The sequence below is a fragment of the Paracoccus endophyticus genome (assembly GCF_003286075.1).
GTDB lineage: Bacteria > Pseudomonadota > Alphaproteobacteria > Rhodobacterales > Rhodobacteraceae > Paracoccus > Paracoccus endophyticus.
The window spans coordinates 315,832-336,513 of record NZ_QLUV01000001.1; the positions used below are offsets into that span (position 1 = coordinate 315,832).

The following is a 20,682-nucleotide window of genomic DNA, read 5'->3' on the forward strand; positions in this document are numbered from 1 at the left end:
TCGCGCGATTTCCCTCTTGCAGGTCTTTTGCCCTGCGGGACTTTTCGCTTATCTTCGCGCCGGGCGGTCGACAAGACCACCACCAGACGCGACACCCGCGATCAGACGGGGCAGGAGGCAGAGAGCATGACCATCCATACGATCCGCAGATTCGGCTTGGCGGCGGTGACGCTGGCGGCCCTGGCCTCGCCCGCGCTCGCGGCCGAGCCCAAGGTGCTGGGCAGCGAGGGGGACTGGACCGCTTTTGGCGGCGACGCGCCCAAGGAATGCTGGGCGGTGTCGCCTCCGAAATCGAGCCGCAACACCGACGCCGAGGGCAACCCCAAGGAGGTCACGCGCAGCGACATCCGCCTGTACATCGCCTATCGCCCCGGCCAGAACGGCGAGGTGTCGTTCCAGGGCGGCTATCCCTTTGCGCCCGACAGCACCGTCGAGGTCGATGTCGGCGGCACCAAGTTCAAGCTGTTCACCGAGGGCGAGAACGCCTGGACCGGATCGCCGGACGAGGACGCCAAGCTGATCAGCGCCCTGCGTGCGGGGTCCAGCGCGGTCATCTCGGGCCGTTCGGCGCGCGGCACGCGCACGGCCGACACCTTCTCGCTGTCGGGCATCACCGCCATGACCAACACCGCGCGCGAGACCTGCAAGTAAGACGATGCGCCCGCACCCTGCCCAAGGGCGGGGACTTGTGCTATGGCAGGGGCCGCCCCAGATCAGGGCGGCCCCGACTTTTTTCCCGCTGACCCGGACCATGCCCATGACCCCGCCTGCCCCCCGCGCGACCCATCCCGGCGCGCCGGCCACCCAGACGCCGGCAATCGACGCGGCCCGCGCGCAGGTGCCGATCACGCAGGATGTCCTGACCCTGCCCCGCGCCCTGCCCCCGGCCGAGCGGATCAACATCGTCGGGCTGACCCGCGACGGCCTTCGCGCCGCGCTGATCGCCGCCGGGACGCCGGACCGCCAGGCCCGGATGCGGGTCGGCCAGATCTGGCAGTGGGTCTATCACTGGGGGGTGCGCGACTTTGCGCAGATGACCAACCTTGCCAAGGAGTATCGCGCCTTCCTGGCCGCCCGATTCGAGGTCGCGCTGCCCGAGGTCGTCACCCGCCAGGTCAGCGAGGACGGCACCCGCAAGTACCTGCTGCGCATCGCCGGCGGGCACGAGGTCGAGACGGTCTACATCCCCGAGGACAACCGCGGCACGCTGTGCGTGTCCAGCCAGGTGGGCTGCACGCTGACCTGTTCGTTCTGCCACACCGGCACGCAGAAGCTGGTCCGCAACCTGACCGCGGGCGAGATCGTGGGCCAGTTGATGGTCGCCCGCGACGACCTGGGCGAATGGCCCGAGCCGGGCGCCCCCAAGGACGAGACCCGGCTGGTCAGCAACCTTGTCCTGATGGGCATGGGCGAGCCGCTCTACAATTTCGAGAACGTGCGCGACGCGATGAAGGTGGTGATGGACGGCGAGGGGCTGAGCCTGTCGCGCCGGCGCATCACCCTGTCCACGTCCGGCGTGGTGCCCGAGATCGCCCGCACCGCCCAGGAAATCGGCTGCCTGCTGGCGGTCAGCTTTCACGCCACCACCGACGCGGTGCGCGACCGGCTGGTGCCGATCAACAGGAAATGGAACATCGACGACCTGCTGGGGGCGCTGCGCGACTATCCGCGCCTGTCCAACAGCGAGCGCATCACCTTTGAATACGTGATGCTGGACGGCGTGAACGACAGCGACGACGACGCGCGCCGGCTGATCCGGCTGATCCGCGGCATCCCGGCCAAGATCAACCTGATCCCGTTCAACGAATGGCCCGGCGCGCCCTATCGCCGCTCCTCGTGGGAGCGGATCGAGGCCTTTGCCGACATCATCTACAAGGCGGGATACGCCAGCCCCATCCGCACGCCGCGGGGCGAGGACATCATGGCCGCCTGCGGCCAGCTCAAGTCCGCCACGGAACGCGGCCGCAAGTCGGCGGCGCAGGTCGCGGCCGAGGCAGGGATCTAGCGCCGCGGGACCGCGGCCGCGTCCTGCCCCGGCGGGACCGGGCCAACCGCGCGGTGCGCCCCAGTTCCGCTGGCCTCACGGCCGCTTGCCTTGCCCCCTGTCCCCGCGGGGCGTAGAACCCGCCCGGACCGATCAGGCACAGGGACCGTCATGACCCATCCGAAACCCGTCGTGCTGTGCATCCTGGATGGCTGGGGCCTCTCGGACCGGCCCGAGCAATCGGCCCCCGACGTGGCCCATGTCCCGAACTTTCGCCGGCTGATGGCGCAGGACCCGAATGCCACGCTGGTCACCCATGGGCCCGACGTGGGCCTGCCCAGCGGGCAGATGGGCAACTCCGAGGTGGGGCACACCAACATCGGCGCGGGCCGGGTGGTGGCGATGGACCTGGGCCAGATCGACCTGGCGATCGAGGACGGCAGCTTTTTCGACAACCCGGCGATGCGCGCCTTTGTGGACCGGATCAAGGCGGCCGGCGGGGTTGCGCATCTGATGGGCGTGGTGTCGAACGGCGGCGTCCACGGCCATATCGCCCATGTCGTCGCCGCCTGCCGCGCGGCCGCGGCGCAGGGCGTGCCGGTGGTGCTGCACGCGATCACCGACGGGCGCGATGTGCCGCCGCAATCCGCGCTGGGGTTCGTGACGGAACTGGCGGGCGCCCTGCCCGCGGGCGTCACCGTGGGCACGGTCATCGGCCGCTATTACGCGATGGACCGCGACAACCGCTGGGACCGGGTCGAGCGCGCCTTTGCGGCGATGGTGCGCGGTCAGGGGCTGACGGCCCCAGACCCCGCGCAGGCGGTGGCCGACGCCTATGCCCGCGGCGAGACGGACGAGTTCATCCAGCCCACCGTCCTGCCCGGCTATGCGGGCGCGCGCGACGGGGACGGGTTCTTCTGCCTGAACTTCCGCGCCGACCGCGCGCGCGAGATCATGGCGGCGCTGGCCCAGCCCGGCTTTGCCGAGTTCGACGTGACCGGCCGACCGCGCTGGTCGGGGGTTCTGGGGATGGTGGATTATTCGGCGCGCCACGACGAATACATGACCGCCGCCTATCCCAAGCGGCAGGTGGCCAACACGCTGGGCGCCTGGGTGGCGGCGCAGGGGCTGCGCCAGTTCCGCCTGGCCGAGACCGAGAAATACCCCCATGTCACCTTTTTCCTGAACGGCGGCAAGGAAGCGCCGGAACCCGGCGAGGACCGCGTCATGCCCGCCAGCCCCAAGGTCGCGACCTATGACCTGGCCCCCGAGATGGCGGCGGCCGAGGTGTCCGACCGGCTCGTCGCCGCGATCGGGCAGGGCTATGACCTGATCGTGGTCAACTATGCCAACCCCGACATGGTGGGCCACACCGGCAGCCTGCCCGCCGCCGCCCGCGCCTGCGAGGCGGTGGACCGGGGGCTGGGGATGATGCTGGACGCGCTGGACCGCGTGGGCGGCGCCGCCGTGGTGATCGCCGACCACGGCAACTGCGAGACGATGATCGACCCCGCGACCGGCGGCCCGCACACCGCCCACACGACGAACCCCGTCCCGGTGATCGTCCATGGCGGCCCGGCGGGGGCAACCCTGCGCGCGGGCGGGCGTCTGGCCGACGTGGCGCCCACGGTGCTGGACCTGATGGGCCTGCCCCTGCCGCCCGAGATGACCGGCCGCAGCCTGATCCAGCGCCCCCTGTTCCCGCGCCGGGACCTTTGCCGTGCGGCGGCGCTGGCGCTGATGGCGCTTGCGGGCAGCGCGTCCGCGCAGGCGGTCGTGACCGAGGGCGGGCACCAGGCCGTGACCACCGCCGCCGGCCAGCCGGCCGAATCGCCGACCCCCGCCGAGGCCGCGGCCCGCCAGGCCGCCGCCGCCGCCGACCGGCTGCGCGCCGCGATGGGCCAGCTCGACCAGGCGCTGACCGCGGACGATCAGGTGGTGGCCCTGACCGAGGTGATCCGCGCCTATGAGCTGGGCCAGGCCGCGCTGCGCGACGGGCTGCGCCGCGCCGCCCTGCGCGAGGCGCAGGTGCGCGCCGAATTCGACACCCGCCGCGACCGGCTGTCGCGTGTCCTGGGCGTGATGACCGCCATGCAGCAATCGCCTGAAACCCTGATGCTGCTGCACCCTGCGGGTCCCGCCAGCACCGCGCGGTCCGGCATGGTGCTGGCGGCCGTCGCCCCCGCCCTGCAGGCCGAGGCCGACAGCCTCAAGGCCGGGCTGGCCGAGATCGCGACCGTCCGCGCGATCGAGCAGGCCGCCGCCGACACGCTGGCGCAGGGCCTGTCCCAGGTGCAGGAGGCGCGCCGCCTGCTCGCCTCGGCCGTGACGGACCGCTCCAGCGTGCCGGTCCGCTTCGGCGAGGACCCGGCCGAACTGACATCGCTGGTGCGCTCGGCCGAGACGCTGGACAGCTTTGCCGAAGGCATCGTCGGGATGGAGGAGGACATCGGCGCCCCGATGGCCGATTTCGAGGCCGCGCAGGGCAACCTGCCGCTGCCGGTGCTGGGACAGGTGGTGCGCGGCCACGATGACCCCGACCCGAACGGCGTCCGGCGGCCGGGGCTGACCATCGCGACGCAGCCGGCGGCGCTGGTCACGACGCCCTGGCCCGCGACCATCCGCTATCGTGGGCCGCTGCTCGATTACGGCAATGTGATGATCGTCGAGCCCGCGCGCGACTATCTGTTGGTGGTGGCGGGCCTGGCGCGGGTGTTCGGCGAAACCGGCGACGTGCTGGCCGCGGGCGAGCCGCTTGGCCTGATGGGTGGCAACGAAGGCCCGGCGGCCGAGTTCGGCGCGGGCTTTGTCGCCTCTGCCGCAGGCGACTCGCCGCCCACGGATGCGCCGCAGCTGTATGTGGAACTGCGGCACGGCAAGGAAACGCTGGACCCCGCCGAGTGGTTCGTGATGAATCCGGTGATCACCGCCGATGCGGCCGCGGCCGGGAACGGTTCAGACGAGGTCAGGACAACCGAATGAAGAACTATCTGATGGCCGGGATCGGCGGAACGCTGGCCGGCATCCTGGTGACGACCCAGCTGGCCGGCCCGCTGATCGCGCAAGAGGCGGGCAAGAACGTCTCGATCTATGAGCAGCTGGACCTGTTCGGAAGCATCTTCGAGCGGGTGCGGCAGGATTACGTCGAGCAGGTGGACGACAAGACCCTGATCGAGGCCGCGATCAACGGGATGCTGACGTCGCTGGACCCGCACTCGTCGTTCCTGTCGGCCAACGACTATGAGGACATGCAGACCCAGACCCGCGGCACCTTCGGGGGCCTGGGGATCGAGGTCGGGCAGGAGGACGGGCTGGTCAAGGTCATCTCGCCCATCGACGGCACGCCCGCCGCCGAGGCCGGCGTCAAGCCCGGCGATTTCATCACCCATGTCGATGGCGAGCCGCTGATGGGGCTGAGCCTGGACGAATCCGTCGAGAAGATGCGCGGCCCGATCGGGTCGGAGATCACCATCACCATCCTGCGCGAGGGCGAGACCGAGCCGTTCGACCTGAAGATCACCCGCGACACCATCAAGCTGACCGTCGTCAAGACGCGGGTCGAGGGGCAGGCGGTCGTGCTGCGCATCGCCACGTTCAACGACGAGACCTATGACACCCTGAAGGCCGAGATGGAAAAGGCCATCGCCGAGGCCGGCGGCATCGACAAGGTGACGGGCTTTGTCGTCGACCTGCGCAACAACCCCGGCGGGTTGCTGGACCAGGCGATCCAGGTCAGCGACGCGTTCCTGGACAAGGGCGAGATCGTGTCCACCCGCGGCCGCAAGCCCGAGGACAGCGAGCGCTGGAACGCCGAGGCCGGCGACCTGGCGCAGGGCAAGCCCATGGTCGCGCTGATCAACGGCGGCTCGGCCAGCGCGTCGGAAATCGTGACGGGCGCGTTGCAGGACCACCGCCGCGCCATCGTCGTGGGCACCAAGTCGTTCGGCAAGGGCTCGGTCCAGACGGTGATGCCGGTCACGTCCGACAGCGCGATCCGCCTGACCACCGCGCGCTATTACACGCCGTCAGGCCGGTCGATCCAGGCGATGGGCATCAACCCCGACATCATCGTCGAACAGCCCCGCCCCGATCCCGAGGCGGCCGAGGAGGACGCGCCGAAAAGCGCGTCGAACTTCAACACCTCGGAAAGCGACCTGCGCGGCGCGCTGAACAACGATTCGATCAGCGACGAGGAAAAGCGCCAGATCGAGGAAGAGGCCAAGCAGGTCGAGGCGACCGCCAAGCTGCGCGAGGAGGATTACCAGCTGGCCTATGCCGTGGACATCCTCAAGGGTCTGGCCGCGGTCGAATACCGCGCCGCCGCCGTGCCCGAGGCGGCCAAGCCCGCCGTCACCGGCGAGGACGCGACCAGCGAGGGCGCGCAGGCCGACCCCCCGGCCACGGACAAGCCCGCGGCCGACAAGGCGGACGCTGCAGGCGAGGACGAGGCGCCGGTGACGGATCCGGTTGACGCCAGCGCCCCCGCCACGGACGCGCCTGCGGCCGAGACCGCCGCGCCCCCCGTGCGCCCCGCCGAATCGCGGCCATGAGCGGCGCGGCCTTCGACCCCTCGGAACTGGGACCGGCCGGCCTGCCCTATCGCCCCTGCGCGGGGGTGGTGCTGGTCAACGGCGTGGGGCAGGTGTTCGCCGGGCACCGCATCGACAACCCCTCGGATGCCTGGCAGATGCCCCAGGGCGGCATCGACCCCGACGAGGACCCCCGCGCCGCCGCCCTGCGCGAGCTGCGCGAGGAAACCGGCATCGATCCCGCCTGCTGCGAGGTCCTGGCCGAGACGCCCGACTGGGTGCGCTATGACCTGCCCGACGAGCTGGTCGGCCGCATCTGGAACGGCCGCTTCGGCGGGCAGCGGCAGAAATGGTATCTGATCCGGTTTGCCGGACCCGACGACCAGATCGACATCGCGACCGAGCACCCCGAGTTCGATTCCTGGCGCTGGATGACCCCCGCCGAGATCCGCGACCGGATCGTGCCGTTCAAGCGCGACGTCTATGACCGGGTCTTCGCGGCCTTTGCGCCGTGGCTGGACGCCCCGCGCGGGTGACCCGGCCAAGGTCGCGCCCTGCGCGCCCTTGATCCCCCGCCGCCGGGCGCTAGGCTGTGGCCGATCACGCCCTTGGGGGGACAGACATGCTTCGTTTGCTGATGACCGCCGCCGCCGTCGCGGCCCTGACCGGCCCCGCGCTGGCCGCATCGGACGCGATCCGGCTGGGGATGGTGCTGGAGCCGCCGAACCTGGACCCGACCGCCGGAGCCGCCGCCGCCATCGACGAGGTGGTCTATTCCAACCTGTTCGAGGGGCTGACCCGCTTTGCCCCCGACGGCACCATCGTGCCGGGCCTGGCCGAAAGCTGGCAGGCGTCGGACGAGGGCAAGACCTATGACTTCAAGCTGCGCAGCGGCGTCACCTTCCATGACGGGCAGGCGTTCGACGCCTCCGACGTGGTGTTTTCGCTGGACCGGGCGCGCGCGCCCGGCTCGACCAACGCGCAAAAGGCGCTGTTCGAGGGCATCGCCGCCGTCGAGGCCGTGGCCCCCGACCATGTGCGCGTCACGCTGGCCGCGCCCGACGGCAACTTTCCGTGGAAGATGGCCTGGGGCGACGCGGTGATCCTGGACCCGGCATCCGCCGCGACCGCCGCCACCGCCCCGGTCGGCACGGGCCCGTTCCGCCTGGGGGAATGGATGCAGGGCGACCACATCACCCTGACCGCGTTCGACGGCTACTGGGGCGACAAGCCCGCGCTGAAGACCGCGACCTTCCGGTTCATCTCGGACCCGACGGCGGCGTTCGCGGCGCTGATGGCGGGCGACATCGACGCCTTCCCGCAGTATCCCGCGCCCGAGACGCTGGAGCAGATCAAGGCCGATCCGCGCTTCAAGGTGATCGTGGGCACGACCGAGGGCGAGACGATCCTGTCGATGAACAACCGCAAGCCGCCGCTGGACGACCCCCGCGTGCGCAAGGCGATCGCGCTGGCCGTGGACCGGCAGGCGATCATCGAGGGCGCGATGTTCGGCTATGGCACGCCGATCGGCAGCCATTTCGCGCCCCATCACCCCGACTATGTCGATCTGGTCGCGGCCTCGCCCCACGATCCCGACCGCGCCCGCGCCCTGCTGGCCGAGGCGGGGGTCGCGGACCTGACGCTGCGACTGGCGCTGCCGCCGCCGCCCTATGCCCGCCGCGGGGGCGAGATCCTGGCCGCGCAGCTGCGCGACGTGGGCATCCAGACGCAGACGACGAACATGGAATGGGCGCAGTGGCTGGAGACCGTGTTCAAGAACGCGGATTTCGACCTGACCATCATCAGCCATGTCGAGCCGCTGGACATCGGCATCTATGCCCGCGACGGCTATTACATCGGCTATGACAACGCCGAGTTCCGGGCGCTGATGGCGCGGCTGGATGCGGCCATCGACCCTGCCGAACGCAGCGCCCTGCTGAAGCAGGCGCAGGAAAAGCTGGCCGCCGACCACCCCGCCGCCTATCTGTTCCAGATGGCGCGCACCGGCGTCGCCGATGCCCGGATCCAGGGGCTGTGGCAGGATGCGCCCTCGCCAGCCAACGACCTGACGCAGGTGCGCTGGACCGACTGACCCTCAGCCCGGCCGGCGCCAGCCCGCCGGCCGGGCGAACAGCACCAGATTGCCCGCCAGGGCAAAGGCCAGTCCGACGAACCCCGTCCAGTGCCAGCGATATCCCTCGACCACGGTCGAGATGGTCAGCGCGATGACCGGAAACAGCACCGTCGCATAGGCCGCGCGTGACGACCCGATCCGCGCCACCAGCATCAGGTAGGTCGTGAACCCGATCACCGACGCCGCCACCGCCAGATAGACCAGCGCCATCAGATAGCGCCCGTCCGGCGGCGCCACGACGGGCGTGCCGGTGGCCGCGATCAGCGCCCCCAGGATCAGCACGGCATAGCCCATGCCCCAGGCGTTGGCCGACATCAGCGGCACCCCCGCCATGCCGTTGCGCCGCGACACCATGTTGCCCCAGGAAAACAGCAGCGTTCCCAGCATCGCCAGCCCGACGCCGTGCAGCGCCGCCGGGTCCGCGGCCCCCATCAGGTCGCGCGCGAACAAAAGCCCCACCCCCGCCGCGCCCAGCGCCGCCGCCAGCGCCACGCGGCCGGTGATCCGCTCGCCGAAGAACAGGCGCGCGTTCACGGCGTTGAAGATGGTGGCCAGCGAGAAGATCACCGACACCAGCCCCGACGGGATCCGCCCGGCCGCGGCGTAAAAGCACAAGAAGTTCAGGCTGAACAGGCACAGCGCCTGCAGGATCAGGAACGGATGGTGGCGCGCCGCCGGCCAGCGCAGCCGGCCCGACAGCGCCAGCGCCCCCAGCAGGATCGCCGCCGCCAGCAGGAATCGGTACAGCACCGACACCAGCACCGGCACCGGCCCGACCTGCATGCGGATGCCGATCCAGGTCGTGCCCCAGACCAGCACGGTCGTGGCGAACAGCAGGGCGTTGGTCATGCGTGCGTCGGGCCGTCAGTTCTTCAGCACGATGCAGCGGCCCCCGACCGACTTGAGCCGGTTGCAGAACGCGAACGCCTCGGTCCGGGACGAATAGCCGACCTGCGCGGTGTAGATGCGGCGCGTCCCGCCGCTCAGCGACTTGCGGACATAGCTGACGCGCTTGCCGCCAAGGATCGGGCGCAGCTGGCGGTTCAGCCGGCTGACCTGCGCCTGTGCGCCAGACTGCTTGGGGTGAGAGGCCACGATCACGCCCCACGGCCACACGCGCGACGGCGTGCCGAATTCCTTCAGCGTCCGCTTTGCCGCCAGCGTCACGCAGGCATCGCGGAACGGCTTGTCCTTGTCCAGCCGCAGGTCCAGCGAGGCCGCATCGGGCGGGTTGTCGCGCCAGGCCCAGGCGTTGTGGCCGGTGATCGCCTCGACGTAATCCTGCGTCTCATAGGGCAGCACATGGCCGCCGTTGCTGAACCGCGCCGCCCGCGCCTCGCCGCCGTTATAGGCGATGGCGGCCAGGCCCATGCTGCCGAACCCGTCGATCAGGTCGCGCAGGTAATCGGCCGAGGCATGGATCGCCTTGGCCGGGTTCATCGGATCGTCCAGCTTGCGCAGGCGGGCCGTGCCCGGCATGAACTGCGCGATGCCCAGCGCGCCCACGGGCGAGATCGCCTCGGGCTCGAACAGGCTTTCCTTCCACAGCAGGCGGGCCAGGAAATTGGGGTCCAGCCGGTTCTCGGTCGCGGCGCGCTCGATGGTGGTGCAGACGTCCGCGACGTAGCTGGCCGCCTGGATGCAGCTGCGCCCGTCTGCGGTGCAGCGGCGGGTGGTGCTGTCCTGGGATGTGCCCGCTTTCACAGCGTCGGGATCGGGCGCGGCGGCGGCGGACGGTTGGGCCTTGCCGGGCGGATCGGAGTCGGGCTGATCGGGGGCGGGCTGATCGGGGGCGGGCTGATCGGCAACCGCTGTGCCCGCCTCGGCCGGGGCGGCCGGATCGGCGGCGGCAAGCGCCTGACCGCGCCCCGGGTCCGGCAGGGCCGCTGGCGCGGACCCCGCGGGCAACACCGCGCCTTGGGGACCGGCGGCGCCCGAGCGTTCGGCCCACGCCGGCGCGGCCAGCGCCAGCGCCATACAGATCAACGCAATCGCACGCACGCCTGCCCCCACGCCACTGTCCCGGCCCAGCGTTAGCAACTGCCGGTCAGGTTGTTAACCCTCGCCGCGCAGCACCATCGTCTGCGACCGCGCGCGCCGCCGAGGCCTTGCGGGCCGCCCGCGCAGGAGCGGTCCGGTTTCGCGCCCCGGCTCAGCCGGCCGGCACGGCGCTTTCGACCGGAGAGGCTGTGGCAGGCAGCGCCGCGGGGATGGGCTGCGCCGCCGCGGTGGGCTGCGGACCGGCGGGCAGCAGATAGCCGTCGGGCGTCTCGACAAGCGGCCCTTCCAGCGCGGCGCTTTCGGCCGGGGTGCGCACGCGCACCTGGGTGCCCATCGGCGTCTGCTCGAACAGGTCCATGATGTCCTGGTTGAACAGCCGGATGCACCCGGCCGAGGTCGCCTTGCCGACCGACGACGGGTCCATCGTGCCGTGGATGCGGTACATCGTGTCGCGGCCGCCCTGGTACAGATACAGCGCGCGCGACCCCAGCGGGTTGCCGATGCCGCCCGGCAGGCCGTCGCGCACGGCGCCGTACAGCTCGGGCTCGGTCCGCACCATGTTGGCGGTGGGTGTCCAGGACGGCCACTGGGCCTTGCGCCGGATGGTGGCGTTGCCGGCAAAGCCGGTGCCCGCGCGGCCCACGGCGATGCCGAAGCGCGTCGCCTCGCCGCCCTCGTGGACCAGATACAGCACGCGCGCATAGGGATCGACGACGATCGTGCCGGGCGCATCGCCGCCGTTGTAGACGACGCGCTGACGGCGGTTGCGTTCGGTCAGATAGGCGGGCTTGACGGCCGCGATCTCGATCGGCTCTCCCCCGGGGCCGGTGTCGGTGCGGGCCTGATAGATGGCGGGCACGGTCCCCGACGCCGAGGGCGGGGCGACGGCGGTCGTCGGCGCACAGGCCGCAAGGCCCAGCGCAAGCGCCAGCATGACGGGTGCGAAACGCATCGGGATTTCCTTCAGACGGTCAGGACCGCGGCCGGCAGAGCCTGCGGCCCGAGGGGTGGCAGCGTGAAACGCCGGCAGCGGACGGGGGCAGGCCGCGCGCGCCGACTCGGATGGGTTCGTTACGCCGCGCCGCCGCCGCAACGTCAAGCAAAGCAGCGCAAAAAACGCGCCGCGTGGCAGAAATGCGTCAAGGGCCCACGACACCAGTTCAGCGCATAAGGCCATGCGGGACTGGATGAAAGTGACCAAAATGTCGCGGGCCGTCCAGCGCATCAAGTTCCCGTGCGGCCTGCCGGAACCGGGTCGGGCACCAGAGGTTGTCTGCGCAGGACGGGCGTGCGGGATCGGCGCCCTCGCAATCGAAAGGACAGCTTTCATGGGCTTCATCATCGCCATCATCATCGGCGCCATCGCGGGCTGGCTGGCCGGCCAGATCGTCAAGGGCCACGGCCAGGGGGTCGTGATGAACATCGTCGTCGGCATCGTCGGCGCGCTGATCGCCAACTTCCTGTTCCCCGCCTTCGGCTGGAACATCGGCGCCGCGCCCGCCACCGCCGACAACGCCGTCGTGGGGACCAGCATCCTCGGCTCGATCATCTTCTCGACCATCGGCGCGGTGATCCTGCTGCTGATCCTGCGGCTGTTCAACCGGTCCTGATCGCCCCGCAGCGCGACCCCGGCCGGGCCTCTGCGGACCCCTTGGCCCCCGCCCGACCGGCGGGGGCCCTGGCATGGCGGCAAGTGCGCACCTGCGCGTGGGCCTTCCGCCGCCGGACCTCAGGACTGCCCGATCTGGCGCAGGATGTCCGGGCCGATGTCGATGGCGTGCCGGGGGGCCAGCGCGGCCTGCATCGCGGCCCGGTCCTGCTCGGTCAGGCAGTCCCCCTGATAGCCCACCGCGCGGCCCCGGCCCACGATCCCCGCAACGCCCGACCACAGCGTGGCCCGATCGCTGCCGCTGACGGGCAGGCTGGCACGCGCAGTCACCACCAGCGCGCCGGGCCGCGGCAAGGCGCCGGGCAGGCCCGCCCCGTAGCATCCGATCGCCTGGTCAGAGGTCAGCACGACCGCCTCGACCCCCCGCCCGTCCATGATCGCCCTCAGCCCCAGCAATGGCGCACCGCCGCGCGCGTCGCTGCCCGCAGCCCCCTTGCCGTGATGTCCCGCATCCGTCATCGGCGCCCCCCTTTGGACCCCGCGCGGCCCAGGGCCCAGCATGCGCAGGCGCGGGACCGCGTCAATCCGGCCCGCCGCCGTCGGACCTGCGGCTGCGCGCGGGCCTTGCCGGCGCGCAGCCACATGTTTCCCCCTCGCCCCGTTGTCGCCGCCGTCGCTGCTGCTAGGGTGGCGCCATGCCGCCGCAGTCCCCGACCCTCGCCCCGTTCCGTCACAAGGCCTTCCGCACCCTGTGGGCGGCGACGCTGGTGTCGAACTTCGGCGGGCTGGTGCAGGCGGTGGGCGCGGCGTGGCTGATGACGCAGCTGACCCAAAGCGCCACGCTGATCGCGCTGGTGCAGGCGTCCAACACGCTGCCGATCATGCTGTTTGCGCTGGTGTCGGGGGCGCTGGCCGACATCTTCGATCGCCGCCGCCTGCTGCTGGCGGCGATCGGGATCATGGCCGCGGGCTCGCTGCTGCTGGCGGTGGTGGCGTGGCTGGGCTGGCTGGCCCCGTGGAGCCTGCTGGCCTTTACCTTCGTGATCGGCGTGGGGCAGGCGCTTTACAACCCGCCCTGGCAGGCCAGCATGGGCGACCTGGTGCCCCGCGCCGACCTGCCGGCGGCGGTGACGCTGAACTCGGTCGGGTTCAACCTGATGCGGTCGGTGGGGCCCGCGGCCGGCGGGCTGATCATCGCGGCCTTTGGCGCGGCGGCGGCGTTCGCCGTCAACGCCGCCAGCTATCTGCCCCTGCTGGGCGCGATGCTGCGATGGACCCCGCCGCCCCGCCCCGTCCCCCGCACCGCCGCGCCCGAGCCGCTGGGCCCGGCGCTGGCGGCGGGGCTGCGCTATGTCGCGCTGTCGCCCAACCTGATGCGGGTGCTGGCGCGCGCGGCGCTGTTCGGCGTCTCGGCCGTGGCCGTCCTGGCGCTGCTGCCGCTGATCGCGACCAGCCACCCCGAGGGCGGCTCGCTGATGCTGGGCCTGCTGCTGGGCTGCTATGGCGTGGGGGCGATCGCGGGGGCGGCGCTGAACACCCGCATCCGCGCCACCCTCAGCAACGAACGCGTGGTGCGCCTTGCCTTCGCGCTGTTCGCGCTGTCCTGCTTGGTGCTGGCGCTGACTGACAACGTGTGGCTGCAGGGCCTGGCCCTGATGCCCGCGGGGGCAAGCTGGGTCATGGCGCTGTCGCTGTTCAACGTGACGGTGCAACTGTCCACGCCGCGCTGGGTGGTGGCGCGCGCGCTGGCGCTCTACCAGACGGCGACCTTTGGCGGCATGGCGGCGGGGGCGTGGCTGTGGGGCGCGGTCGCGGGCGCGCGGTCGGTGGACGAGGCGCTGCTGGGCGCGGCGGCGCTGCTGGTGCTGGGGGCGCTGGCCGGGCACTGGTTCAGCCAGCCGGAATACGGGATGCTGGACCTGGACCCGGTGAACCGTTTTCGCGAACCCTCGCTGGCGCTGGACCTGCGCGGGCGGTCGGGGCCGATCATGGTCATGGTCGATTACCGCATCGCGGCGCAGGACACCCCGGCGTTCCTGCGGCTGATGGCGCTGCGGCGCAACATCCGCCGCCGCGACGGGGCGCGCAACTGGGCGCTGCTGCGCGACCTGGAAAACCCGGAACTGTGGTCGGAATCCTATCACATCGCCACCTGGGACGATTACGTCCGCCACAACCTGCGGCGCACCAAGGCCGACAACACCGTGACCGAGGCGCTGGGCGCCCTGCACCAGGGCGAGGGCAGCCCCCAGGTACACCGCATGATCGAGCGTCACAGCGTCAGCCCCGCCGACGACCTGCCGCTGATCGGCAAGATCGAGGTTCCGGGGTCATGACCGAGCCTGCCGCCCGCGTCCCCGCCCGCGTCCCCGTCCCCGCCCTCGCCCGGCCCGCGTCATGCGCCCGTTGATTCGCCGCCTGATCTCGCTGGCGGTCAGCCTGCTGGTCGCCTCGGCGGTGATCTTTGCGGTCGTGGACCTGGTGCCGGGCGATCCGGCCAGCTTTGTGCTGGGAACGGGGGCGCGGCCCGACACGGTCGCGGCGCTGCGCGAGCAGATGGGGTTGGACCTGCCCTGGCCCGTTCGCTATGCGCGCTGGCTGGGGGGCGTCGTGACGGGGGACCTGGGCACCAGCCTCGCCTACAAGACGCCGGTGGCGGACATGATCGCGGACCGCGTGCTCGTGTCGCTGCCGCTGGCGCTGATGGCGCTGGTGCTGGCGGTCGCAGTGGCCTTTCCGGCCGGGATGTATGCCGCCAGCCGCCGGGGCCGCGCGGGGGATGTCGCGGTGATGGGCGGCACGCAACTGGGGATCGCGCTGCCGAACTTCTGGTTCGCCATGCTGCTGGTGCTGGTGTTCGCGGTCCGCCTGCGCTGGCTGCCGGCCGGCGGGTTTCCCGGCTGGGGCCATCCCCTGGCCGCCCTCAAGGCGCTGATGCTGCCCGCCATCGCGCTGGCGCTGCCGCAGGCCGCGATCCTGGCGCGGGTGCTGCGGTCCGCCCTGATCGAGACGCTGGAGCAGGACTATATCCGCTCGGCCCGCGCCAAGGGCCTCAGCCGTGGGCAGGCGCTGCGCCGCCACGCCCTGAGGAACGCGCTGATCCCGGTGCTGACCATCCTGGGGATGCAGTTTTCCTTTTTGCTGGCGGGCGCCATCATCATCGAGAACGTGTTCTATCTGCCTGGACTGGGCCGGCTGATCTTTCAGGCGATCAGCCAGCGCGACCTGGTGGTGGTGCAGTCGGCGGTGCTGGTGCTGGTCGCGGCCGTGATCCTGGTGACGTTCCTGGTCGACCTGGCCTATGCCGCCGTGGACCCCAGGCTGCGCGGCCGATGAGGGCGGGGCTGATCCTCGGCGCGGTGCTGACCGCCCTTGCCATCGCGGCGGCGCTGCTGTCGTTCGTCTGGACGCCCTTCGACGTGACCGGCGTCAGCATCGCGGACAAGCTGCGCCCGCCCTCGGCCGCGCATCCGTTCGGGACCGACCACTTCGGGCGCGACATCCTGTCGATGGTGATGGTGGGGGCGCGCACCTCGCTGGCGGTGGCGCTGCTGGCGGTCGGGATCGGCATGGGCGCGGGGGTGCCCCTGGGCCTGCTGGCCGCGGCGCGCGGCGGCTGGGTGGACGAGGTCGTGATGCGCGGCAACGACCTGGTGTTCGCCTTTCCCTCGCTGGTGATCGCGATCCTGATCACGGCGGCCTTCGGCCCTTCGGCGGTCAACGCCATCCTGGCCATCGGCATCTTCAACATCCCGGTGTTCGCCCGCGTCACCCGGGCCGTCGCCCTGCCGATCTGGACGCTGGACTATGTCCGCGCGGCGCAGGTCGCGGGCAAGGGCCGGGCGCGGATCAGCGCGGAACACATCCTGCCCAACATCGCCAGCCTGCTGATCGTGCAGGGCACGATCCAGTTCAGCCTGGGCATCCTGGCCGAGGCGGGCCTGTCCTATGTCGGCCTTGGGGCGCAGCCGCCCACGCCCAGCTGGGGCCGGATGCTGGCCGAGGCGCAGACGATGGTCACGCTGGCCCCCCATGTCGCCATCGTGCCGGGCGTCGCCATCGTCCTGACCGTCCTGGGGCTGAACCTGCTGGGCGACGGGCTGCGCGACGCGCTGGACCCGCGGCTGAAGGCGCGGCTGGCATGATCGGCGTGAACGGGCTGTCGGTGCGGCTGGGCGGGCGGGCGGTGCTGGCGGATGTGGACCTGTCGCTGCGCCCCGGCACGATCACCGGGCTGGTGGGCGAAAGCGGGTCGGGCAAATCGATGACGGCGCTGGCGATCATCGGGCTGCTGCCCGACGGCGCGAAGGCGTCGGGCGCGGTCATGCTGGACGGCCGCAACCTGCTGGACCTGCCCGAGCCTGCGCTGAACGACCTGCGCGGGCGCCGGATCGGGATGATCTTTCAGGAACCCATGACGGCGCTGAACCCGCTGATGACCATCGGCGACCAGGTGGCCGAGGTGCTGGTCCGCCATCGCGGCCTGGACCGGGCGCAGGCGGCCGCGCGGGCGCGGGACCGGCTGGACCGCGTGGGCCTGCCCCTGCCCCGGTTTCCGCTGGGGCTTTATCCCCACCAGCTGTCGGGCGGGCAGCGCCAGCGCGTCGCCATCGCCATGGCCATTGCGCTGGCCCCCGACCTGTTGATCGCGGACGAGCCGACGACCGCGCTGGACGTGACCACGCAGGCGCAGATCCTGGACCTGCTGCGCGGCCTTGTGCGGGACGAGGGGATGGCGCTGCTGCTGATCACCCATGACCTGGCCGTGGTGGCGGGCATCGCCGATCGGGTCGCGGTCATGCAGGCGGGCCGCATCGTGGACGAGGGCCCGACCGAGGCGCTGTTTCGCGCCCGGACCCACCCCTATACGCGCGCGCTGTTTGCCGCCGCGGCCCACCAGCCCGACCGCGTCCAGGCCGCAGCCGGCGCAGCGCCCATCCTACGGGTGACCGGGGCCGTGCGCGACTATACCCTACCCCGCCGCGCCCCGTTTGCGCCGCATCCGGTGCTGCGGGCGGTGGACGGGGTCAGCCTGACCGTGGCCGACGGCGAGGCGGTCGGGCTGGTCGGCGAATCGGGCTGCGGGAAATCGACGCTGACGCGCGCGATCCTGGGGCTGGACCGGCTGCAGGCGGGGCGGATCGAACTGGACGGCGAGCCTATCAGCGACCGGATGCCCGCGCGGCTGCGCGCCCGCGTGCAGGTCGTGTTCCAGGACCCGCATGGCAGCTTTGACCGGCGCTGGCGGGTGGACCGGCTGGTGGCCGAGCCGTTCCACCTGACCGGCCGGCCGCACGACTGGCGCGACCGGGTGGCCGACGCGCTGGATCAGGTCGGGCTGTCCCCCGACGCCATGGCCCGCCACATCCACGAGTTTTCGGGCGGCCAGCGCCAGCGCATCGCCATCGCGCGCGCGCTGATCATCCGCCCGCGCCTGATCGTGCTGGACGAGGCGGTCAGCGCGCTGGACGTGCAGGTCCGCGCGCAGGTGCTGGACCTGCTGGCGCGGCTGCGGGCGAGCCACGGCCTGGCCTGGCTGTTCATCAGCCATGACCTGTCGGTGGTGCGGGCCATCGCCGACCGGGTGCTGGTCATGGACCGGGGCCGGATCGTCGAGGACGGGACCACGGCGCAGGTCCTGTCCGACCCGCGCCATCCCACGACCCGGCGGCTTGTCGCCGCGACGCCGGTCATTCCGCCGGACTGGGTCGCCTGACCCTTGCGGATCGGCGGCCGCCGCCTACCTGAAAGACAACAGGAACGGAGGACAGCCATGCAATGCCCGGTGGACGGCGAAACCCTGGTGATGAGCGAGCGCAGCGGCGTCGAGATCGACTATTGCCCCAAGTGCCGCGGCGTCTGGCTGGACCGCGGTGAACTGGACAAGATCCTGGCCCGCGCGACCGCCGATGACCAGCGCCCCGTGGTGATGCAGGCCCCCGGCGGCCCGGCGATCGACCCCACCCATCAGCCCCCCGCGCCCCCCTCGGCCGCGCCGGTCCTGCATGGCACGCCGCCGTTCGCGTCGGGCGAGCCCGACCGCCGCAGGGATGACGACGACCGTTACCGCGGCGAGCGCCGGCGCGACGATGACGACCGCCGCCGCCATGAGGACGACCGCCGTCGCGACGACGGCTATCGCGCGGATGACCGGGGATACCGCCGCGACGACGATGACGACTATCGCGGCAAGAAGAAAAAGCGCGAATCGTTCCTGTCGGACCTGTTCGATTTCTAAGGGGGCGTTGCGCGTCGTCGGTGTGGGTCCACGCCGGCCGCGCGCCTCCAAATCGACAGGCCCCGGCCGTGGGCACGGGGCCTGCCTCTCCTCCCCCGATTGACGGCTGGGCCTCCCCGCCTGGCCGTCCGGGTGTTTCGTGTCAAGGATGCGAGGCGATCAACTCTGCCTGCCGCACGATCACTTGTGCCTGACGGACAGACGCGATGTCAACCAGTCTACCTTTGTATACCGCGGCGCCGGCGCCTGTGCGCTGGGCATGCTCCATCGCGGCCAGGATCTCGCGCGCCTCGGTGACGGCGCTTTCGCTGGGCGAGAACACCTCGTTGGCCAGCGCCACCTGGCTGGGGTGGATGGCCCACTTGCCCACCATGCCCAGCGTCGCCGACCGCAGCGCCTGCGCCCGGAACCCGTCCTGATCGCTGAAATCCCCGAACGGGCCGTCCACCGGCAGGATGCCATGGGTGCGGCAGGCGGCGACGATGGCGGCCTGCGCCCAGTGCCACGGGTCGGACCAGTATTTCTGCCCCGCACGCGCCATGTAATAGTTTTCCTGCGTGCCCCCGATGCCGGTCGTGGCCATGCCCATGCTGGCGGCGAAGTCGGCCGCCCCCAGGCTCATCGCCTGCAGGCGCGGCGATCCGGCGGCGATCTCCTCGACGTGGCTGATGCCGGCGGCCGATTCGATGATGACCTCGAACGCGATGGGCTTGCTGCGGCCGCGCGCCCGCTCGATGGCGGTCACCAGCGCGTCCACGGCGTAAAGATCGGCGGCGTTGCCGACCTTGGGGATCATGATCTGGTCCAGCCGGTCGGACGCCTGCTCTAGCAGGTCGACCACGTCGCGGTACCAGTAGGGCGTGTCCAGCCCGTTGATGCGCACCGACAGCGTCTTGGTGCCCCAGTCCACGTCGCCGATCGCCTCGATGACGGTCTTGCGGGCCTGTTCCTTGTCATCGGGGGCGACGCTGTCTTCCAGGTCCAGGTTGATCACGTCGGCGGCCGAGGCGGCCATCTTGGGAAACAGCGCGGGGCGAGAGCCGGGCCCGAACAACTGGCAGCGGTTCAGGCGGGCCGGTGCGGGCGGCTGAAGGCGAAAGGACATGGACGGCTCCCTGGAAGGATGTTTCGCGTGATCTGCGTCCGCTGATAGATTGTTGCCGCACCTGCATCAAGCCGCGGATGCGGGCGCAGCATGGTCCCGGGCCCGTGGGCGGTTGACCGCCCCGCCGGTTTCGCGCAAGCCCGTGCCACCACCGTCACAGGAGCGTCCGCATGACCCGCACCGTCTTTGTCAACGGCCAGTATCTGCCCGAGGATCAGGCCACCGTCTCGGTCTTTGACCGCGGGTTCCTGATGGCGGACGGCGTGTATGAGGTCGTCAGCGTCCTGGACGGCAAGCTGCTGGATTTTGACGGACACATGAGGCGGCTGGCACGTTCGCTGGACGCGCTGGAGATCGCCCACCCGATGAGCGACGCCGACTGGCTGGCCGCGCACCGCCGGCTGGTCGCCGAGAACGGGGTGACGGACGGGCTGGTCTATCTGCAGGTCACGCGCGGCAATCCGGGGGACCGCGATTTCGCCTATCCGCCCGCCGGCACGGCGCCGACGGTGGTGATGTTCACCCAGTCCAAGCCGGGGCTGGCCGACAACCCGCAGGCCGCGACGGGGCTGCGCGTCGTGACCGTGCCCGACATCCGCTGGCACCGCCGCGACATCAAGACGGTGCAGCTGCTGTATCCCAGCATGGCCAAGATGGAGGCCAAGGCCCGCGGCGCCGACGACGCCTGGATGGTCGAGGACGGGTTCGTGACCGAAGGCACGTCCAACAACGCCTATATCGTCAAGGGCGGCGCCATCGTCACGCGGGCGCTGTCGAACGACATCCTGCACGGCATCACCCGTGCGGCGGTGCTGCGATTCGCGCGCGAGGCGCAGATGACAGTCGAGGAGCGCAGCTTCACTGTGGACGAGGCCAAGGCCGCGGACGAGGCGTTCATCACCTCGGCCAGCGCCTTTGTCATGCCGGTCGTGGCCATCGACGAGGCGGCCGTGGGCACCGGCGCGCCCGGCCCGGTCGCCCGCCGCCTGCGCGAGATCTATCTGGAGGAAAGCCGCCATACGGCCATATGAAACGACAAGGGCCCGCCGATCCGGCGGGCCCTTTTGCCAAAAGGTTTCAGG

Annotated in this window: 16 protein-coding genes and 2 pseudogenes; 13 read left to right on the plus strand and 5 right to left on the minus strand. The window is 71.3% G+C overall.

All coding sequences use genetic code 11. The features are described from left to right. The first annotated feature begins 126 nt into the window (after window positions 1-126). The 6 genes and pseudogenes from DPQ23_RS01525 (at window position 127) to DPQ23_RS01550 (ending at window position 8,605) form a co-directional block, all read left to right on the plus strand. Window positions 127-651, plus strand: a complete 525-nt coding sequence (locus tag DPQ23_RS01525) for an invasion associated locus B family protein (protein ID WP_112872895.1) — start codon at window positions 127-129, stop codon at window positions 649-651. A 106-nt stretch (window positions 652-757) separates the two neighbouring features. Then, the gene (gene rlmN, locus DPQ23_RS01530; RefSeq protein WP_112872896.1) at window positions 758-2,005 is read left to right on the plus strand and encodes a dual-specificity RNA methyltransferase RlmN; all 1,248 of its coding nucleotides are present in this window, start codon (window positions 758-760) and stop codon (window positions 2,003-2,005) included. Window positions 2,006-2,155: 150 nt separating this feature from the next. After that, window positions 2,156-3,670, plus strand: a pseudogene (gene gpmI / locus DPQ23_RS15300) (2,3-bisphosphoglycerate-independent phosphoglycerate mutase); the annotation flags it as partial. Between the two features lie 1,292 nt (window positions 3,671-4,962). Then, window positions 4,963-6,291 (plus strand): annotated as a pseudogene (locus DPQ23_RS01540) (S41 family peptidase); the annotation flags it as partial. A 239-nt stretch (window positions 6,292-6,530) separates the two neighbouring features. Beyond that, entirely contained in the window at window positions 6,531-7,049 is a 519-nt protein-coding gene (locus DPQ23_RS01545; protein ID WP_112872899.1) for an RNA pyrophosphohydrolase, read from the plus strand. Between the two features lie 86 nt (window positions 7,050-7,135). After that, complete coding sequence (locus tag DPQ23_RS01550; RefSeq protein WP_112872900.1) at window positions 7,136-8,605, plus strand: ABC transporter substrate-binding protein; 1,470 nt, start codon at window positions 7,136-7,138, stop codon at window positions 8,603-8,605. Between the two features lie 3 nt (window positions 8,606-8,608). On the opposite strand, the gene DPQ23_RS01555 is transcribed toward DPQ23_RS01550, so the two are convergent. From DPQ23_RS01555 to DPQ23_RS01565, 3 genes are all read right to left on the minus strand, one after another. Beyond that, window positions 8,609-9,496 (minus strand): DMT family transporter, encoded by an 888-nt coding sequence (locus DPQ23_RS01555; protein ID WP_112872901.1) that lies wholly within the window; start codon window positions 9,494-9,496, stop codon window positions 8,609-8,611. 15 nt (window positions 9,497-9,511) lie between these two features. Next, the gene (locus DPQ23_RS01560; protein ID WP_205961397.1) at window positions 9,512-10,624 is read right to left on the minus strand and encodes a lytic transglycosylase domain-containing protein; all 1,113 of its coding nucleotides are present in this window, start codon (window positions 10,622-10,624) and stop codon (window positions 9,512-9,514) included. A 175-nt stretch (window positions 10,625-10,799) separates the two neighbouring features. Then, entirely contained in the window at window positions 10,800-11,600 is an 801-nt protein-coding gene (locus DPQ23_RS01565) for a L,D-transpeptidase (RefSeq protein ID WP_112872902.1), read from the minus strand. Window positions 11,601-11,976: 376 nt separating this feature from the next. Here DPQ23_RS01565 and DPQ23_RS01570 point away from each other — a divergent pair, with 376 nt between their 5' ends. Then, a complete protein-coding gene (locus tag DPQ23_RS01570; RefSeq protein ID WP_112872903.1) occupies window positions 11,977-12,258 on the plus strand; it encodes a GlsB/YeaQ/YmgE family stress response membrane protein in 282 nt (93 codons plus the stop codon). Between the two features lie 119 nt (window positions 12,259-12,377). Here DPQ23_RS01570 and DPQ23_RS01575 read toward each other — a convergent pair whose 3' ends face one another. Beyond that, entirely contained in the window at window positions 12,378-12,776 is a 399-nt protein-coding gene (locus tag DPQ23_RS01575) for a hypothetical protein (RefSeq protein ID WP_112872904.1), read from the minus strand. A gap of 176 nt (window positions 12,777-12,952) precedes the next feature. Between DPQ23_RS01575 and DPQ23_RS01580 the strand changes: the two genes are divergently transcribed. The 5 genes from DPQ23_RS01580 (at window position 12,953) to DPQ23_RS16160 (ending at window position 18,495) form a co-directional block, all read left to right on the plus strand. After that, the gene (locus DPQ23_RS01580; RefSeq protein ID WP_112872905.1) at window positions 12,953-14,593 is read left to right on the plus strand and encodes an MFS transporter; all 1,641 of its coding nucleotides are present in this window, start codon (window positions 12,953-12,955) and stop codon (window positions 14,591-14,593) included. 61 nt (window positions 14,594-14,654) lie between these two features. After that, window positions 14,655-15,593, plus strand: a complete 939-nt coding sequence (locus DPQ23_RS01585) for an ABC transporter permease (RefSeq protein ID WP_112872906.1) — start codon at window positions 14,655-14,657, stop codon at window positions 15,591-15,593. Further along, complete coding sequence (locus DPQ23_RS01590) at window positions 15,590-16,402, plus strand: ABC transporter permease (protein WP_112872907.1); 813 nt, start codon at window positions 15,590-15,592, stop codon at window positions 16,400-16,402. The genes DPQ23_RS01585 and DPQ23_RS01590 overlap by 4 nt, the downstream gene beginning before the upstream one ends. Continuing rightward, on the plus strand, window positions 16,399-17,973 hold the full coding sequence (locus DPQ23_RS01595; protein WP_112872908.1) for a dipeptide ABC transporter ATP-binding protein: 1,575 nt from the start codon (window positions 16,399-16,401) through the stop codon (window positions 17,971-17,973). Before DPQ23_RS01590 ends, DPQ23_RS01595 begins: the two co-directional genes overlap by 4 nt. A gap of 57 nt (window positions 17,974-18,030) precedes the next feature. Continuing rightward, window positions 18,031-18,495, plus strand: a complete 465-nt coding sequence (locus DPQ23_RS16160; RefSeq protein WP_112872909.1) for a TFIIB-type zinc ribbon-containing protein — start codon at window positions 18,031-18,033, stop codon at window positions 18,493-18,495. A 142-nt stretch (window positions 18,496-18,637) separates the two neighbouring features. On the opposite strand, the gene DPQ23_RS01605 is transcribed toward DPQ23_RS16160, so the two are convergent. Beyond that, a complete protein-coding gene (locus DPQ23_RS01605; RefSeq protein WP_112872910.1) occupies window positions 18,638-19,600 on the minus strand; it encodes an L-malyl-CoA/beta-methylmalyl-CoA lyase in 963 nt (320 codons plus the stop codon). A 170-nt stretch (window positions 19,601-19,770) separates the two neighbouring features. Here DPQ23_RS01605 and DPQ23_RS01610 point away from each other — a divergent pair, with 170 nt between their 5' ends. After that, entirely contained in the window at window positions 19,771-20,631 is an 861-nt protein-coding gene (locus DPQ23_RS01610) for a D-amino-acid transaminase (protein WP_112872911.1), read from the plus strand. Window positions 20,632-20,682: the final 51 nt, after the last annotated feature.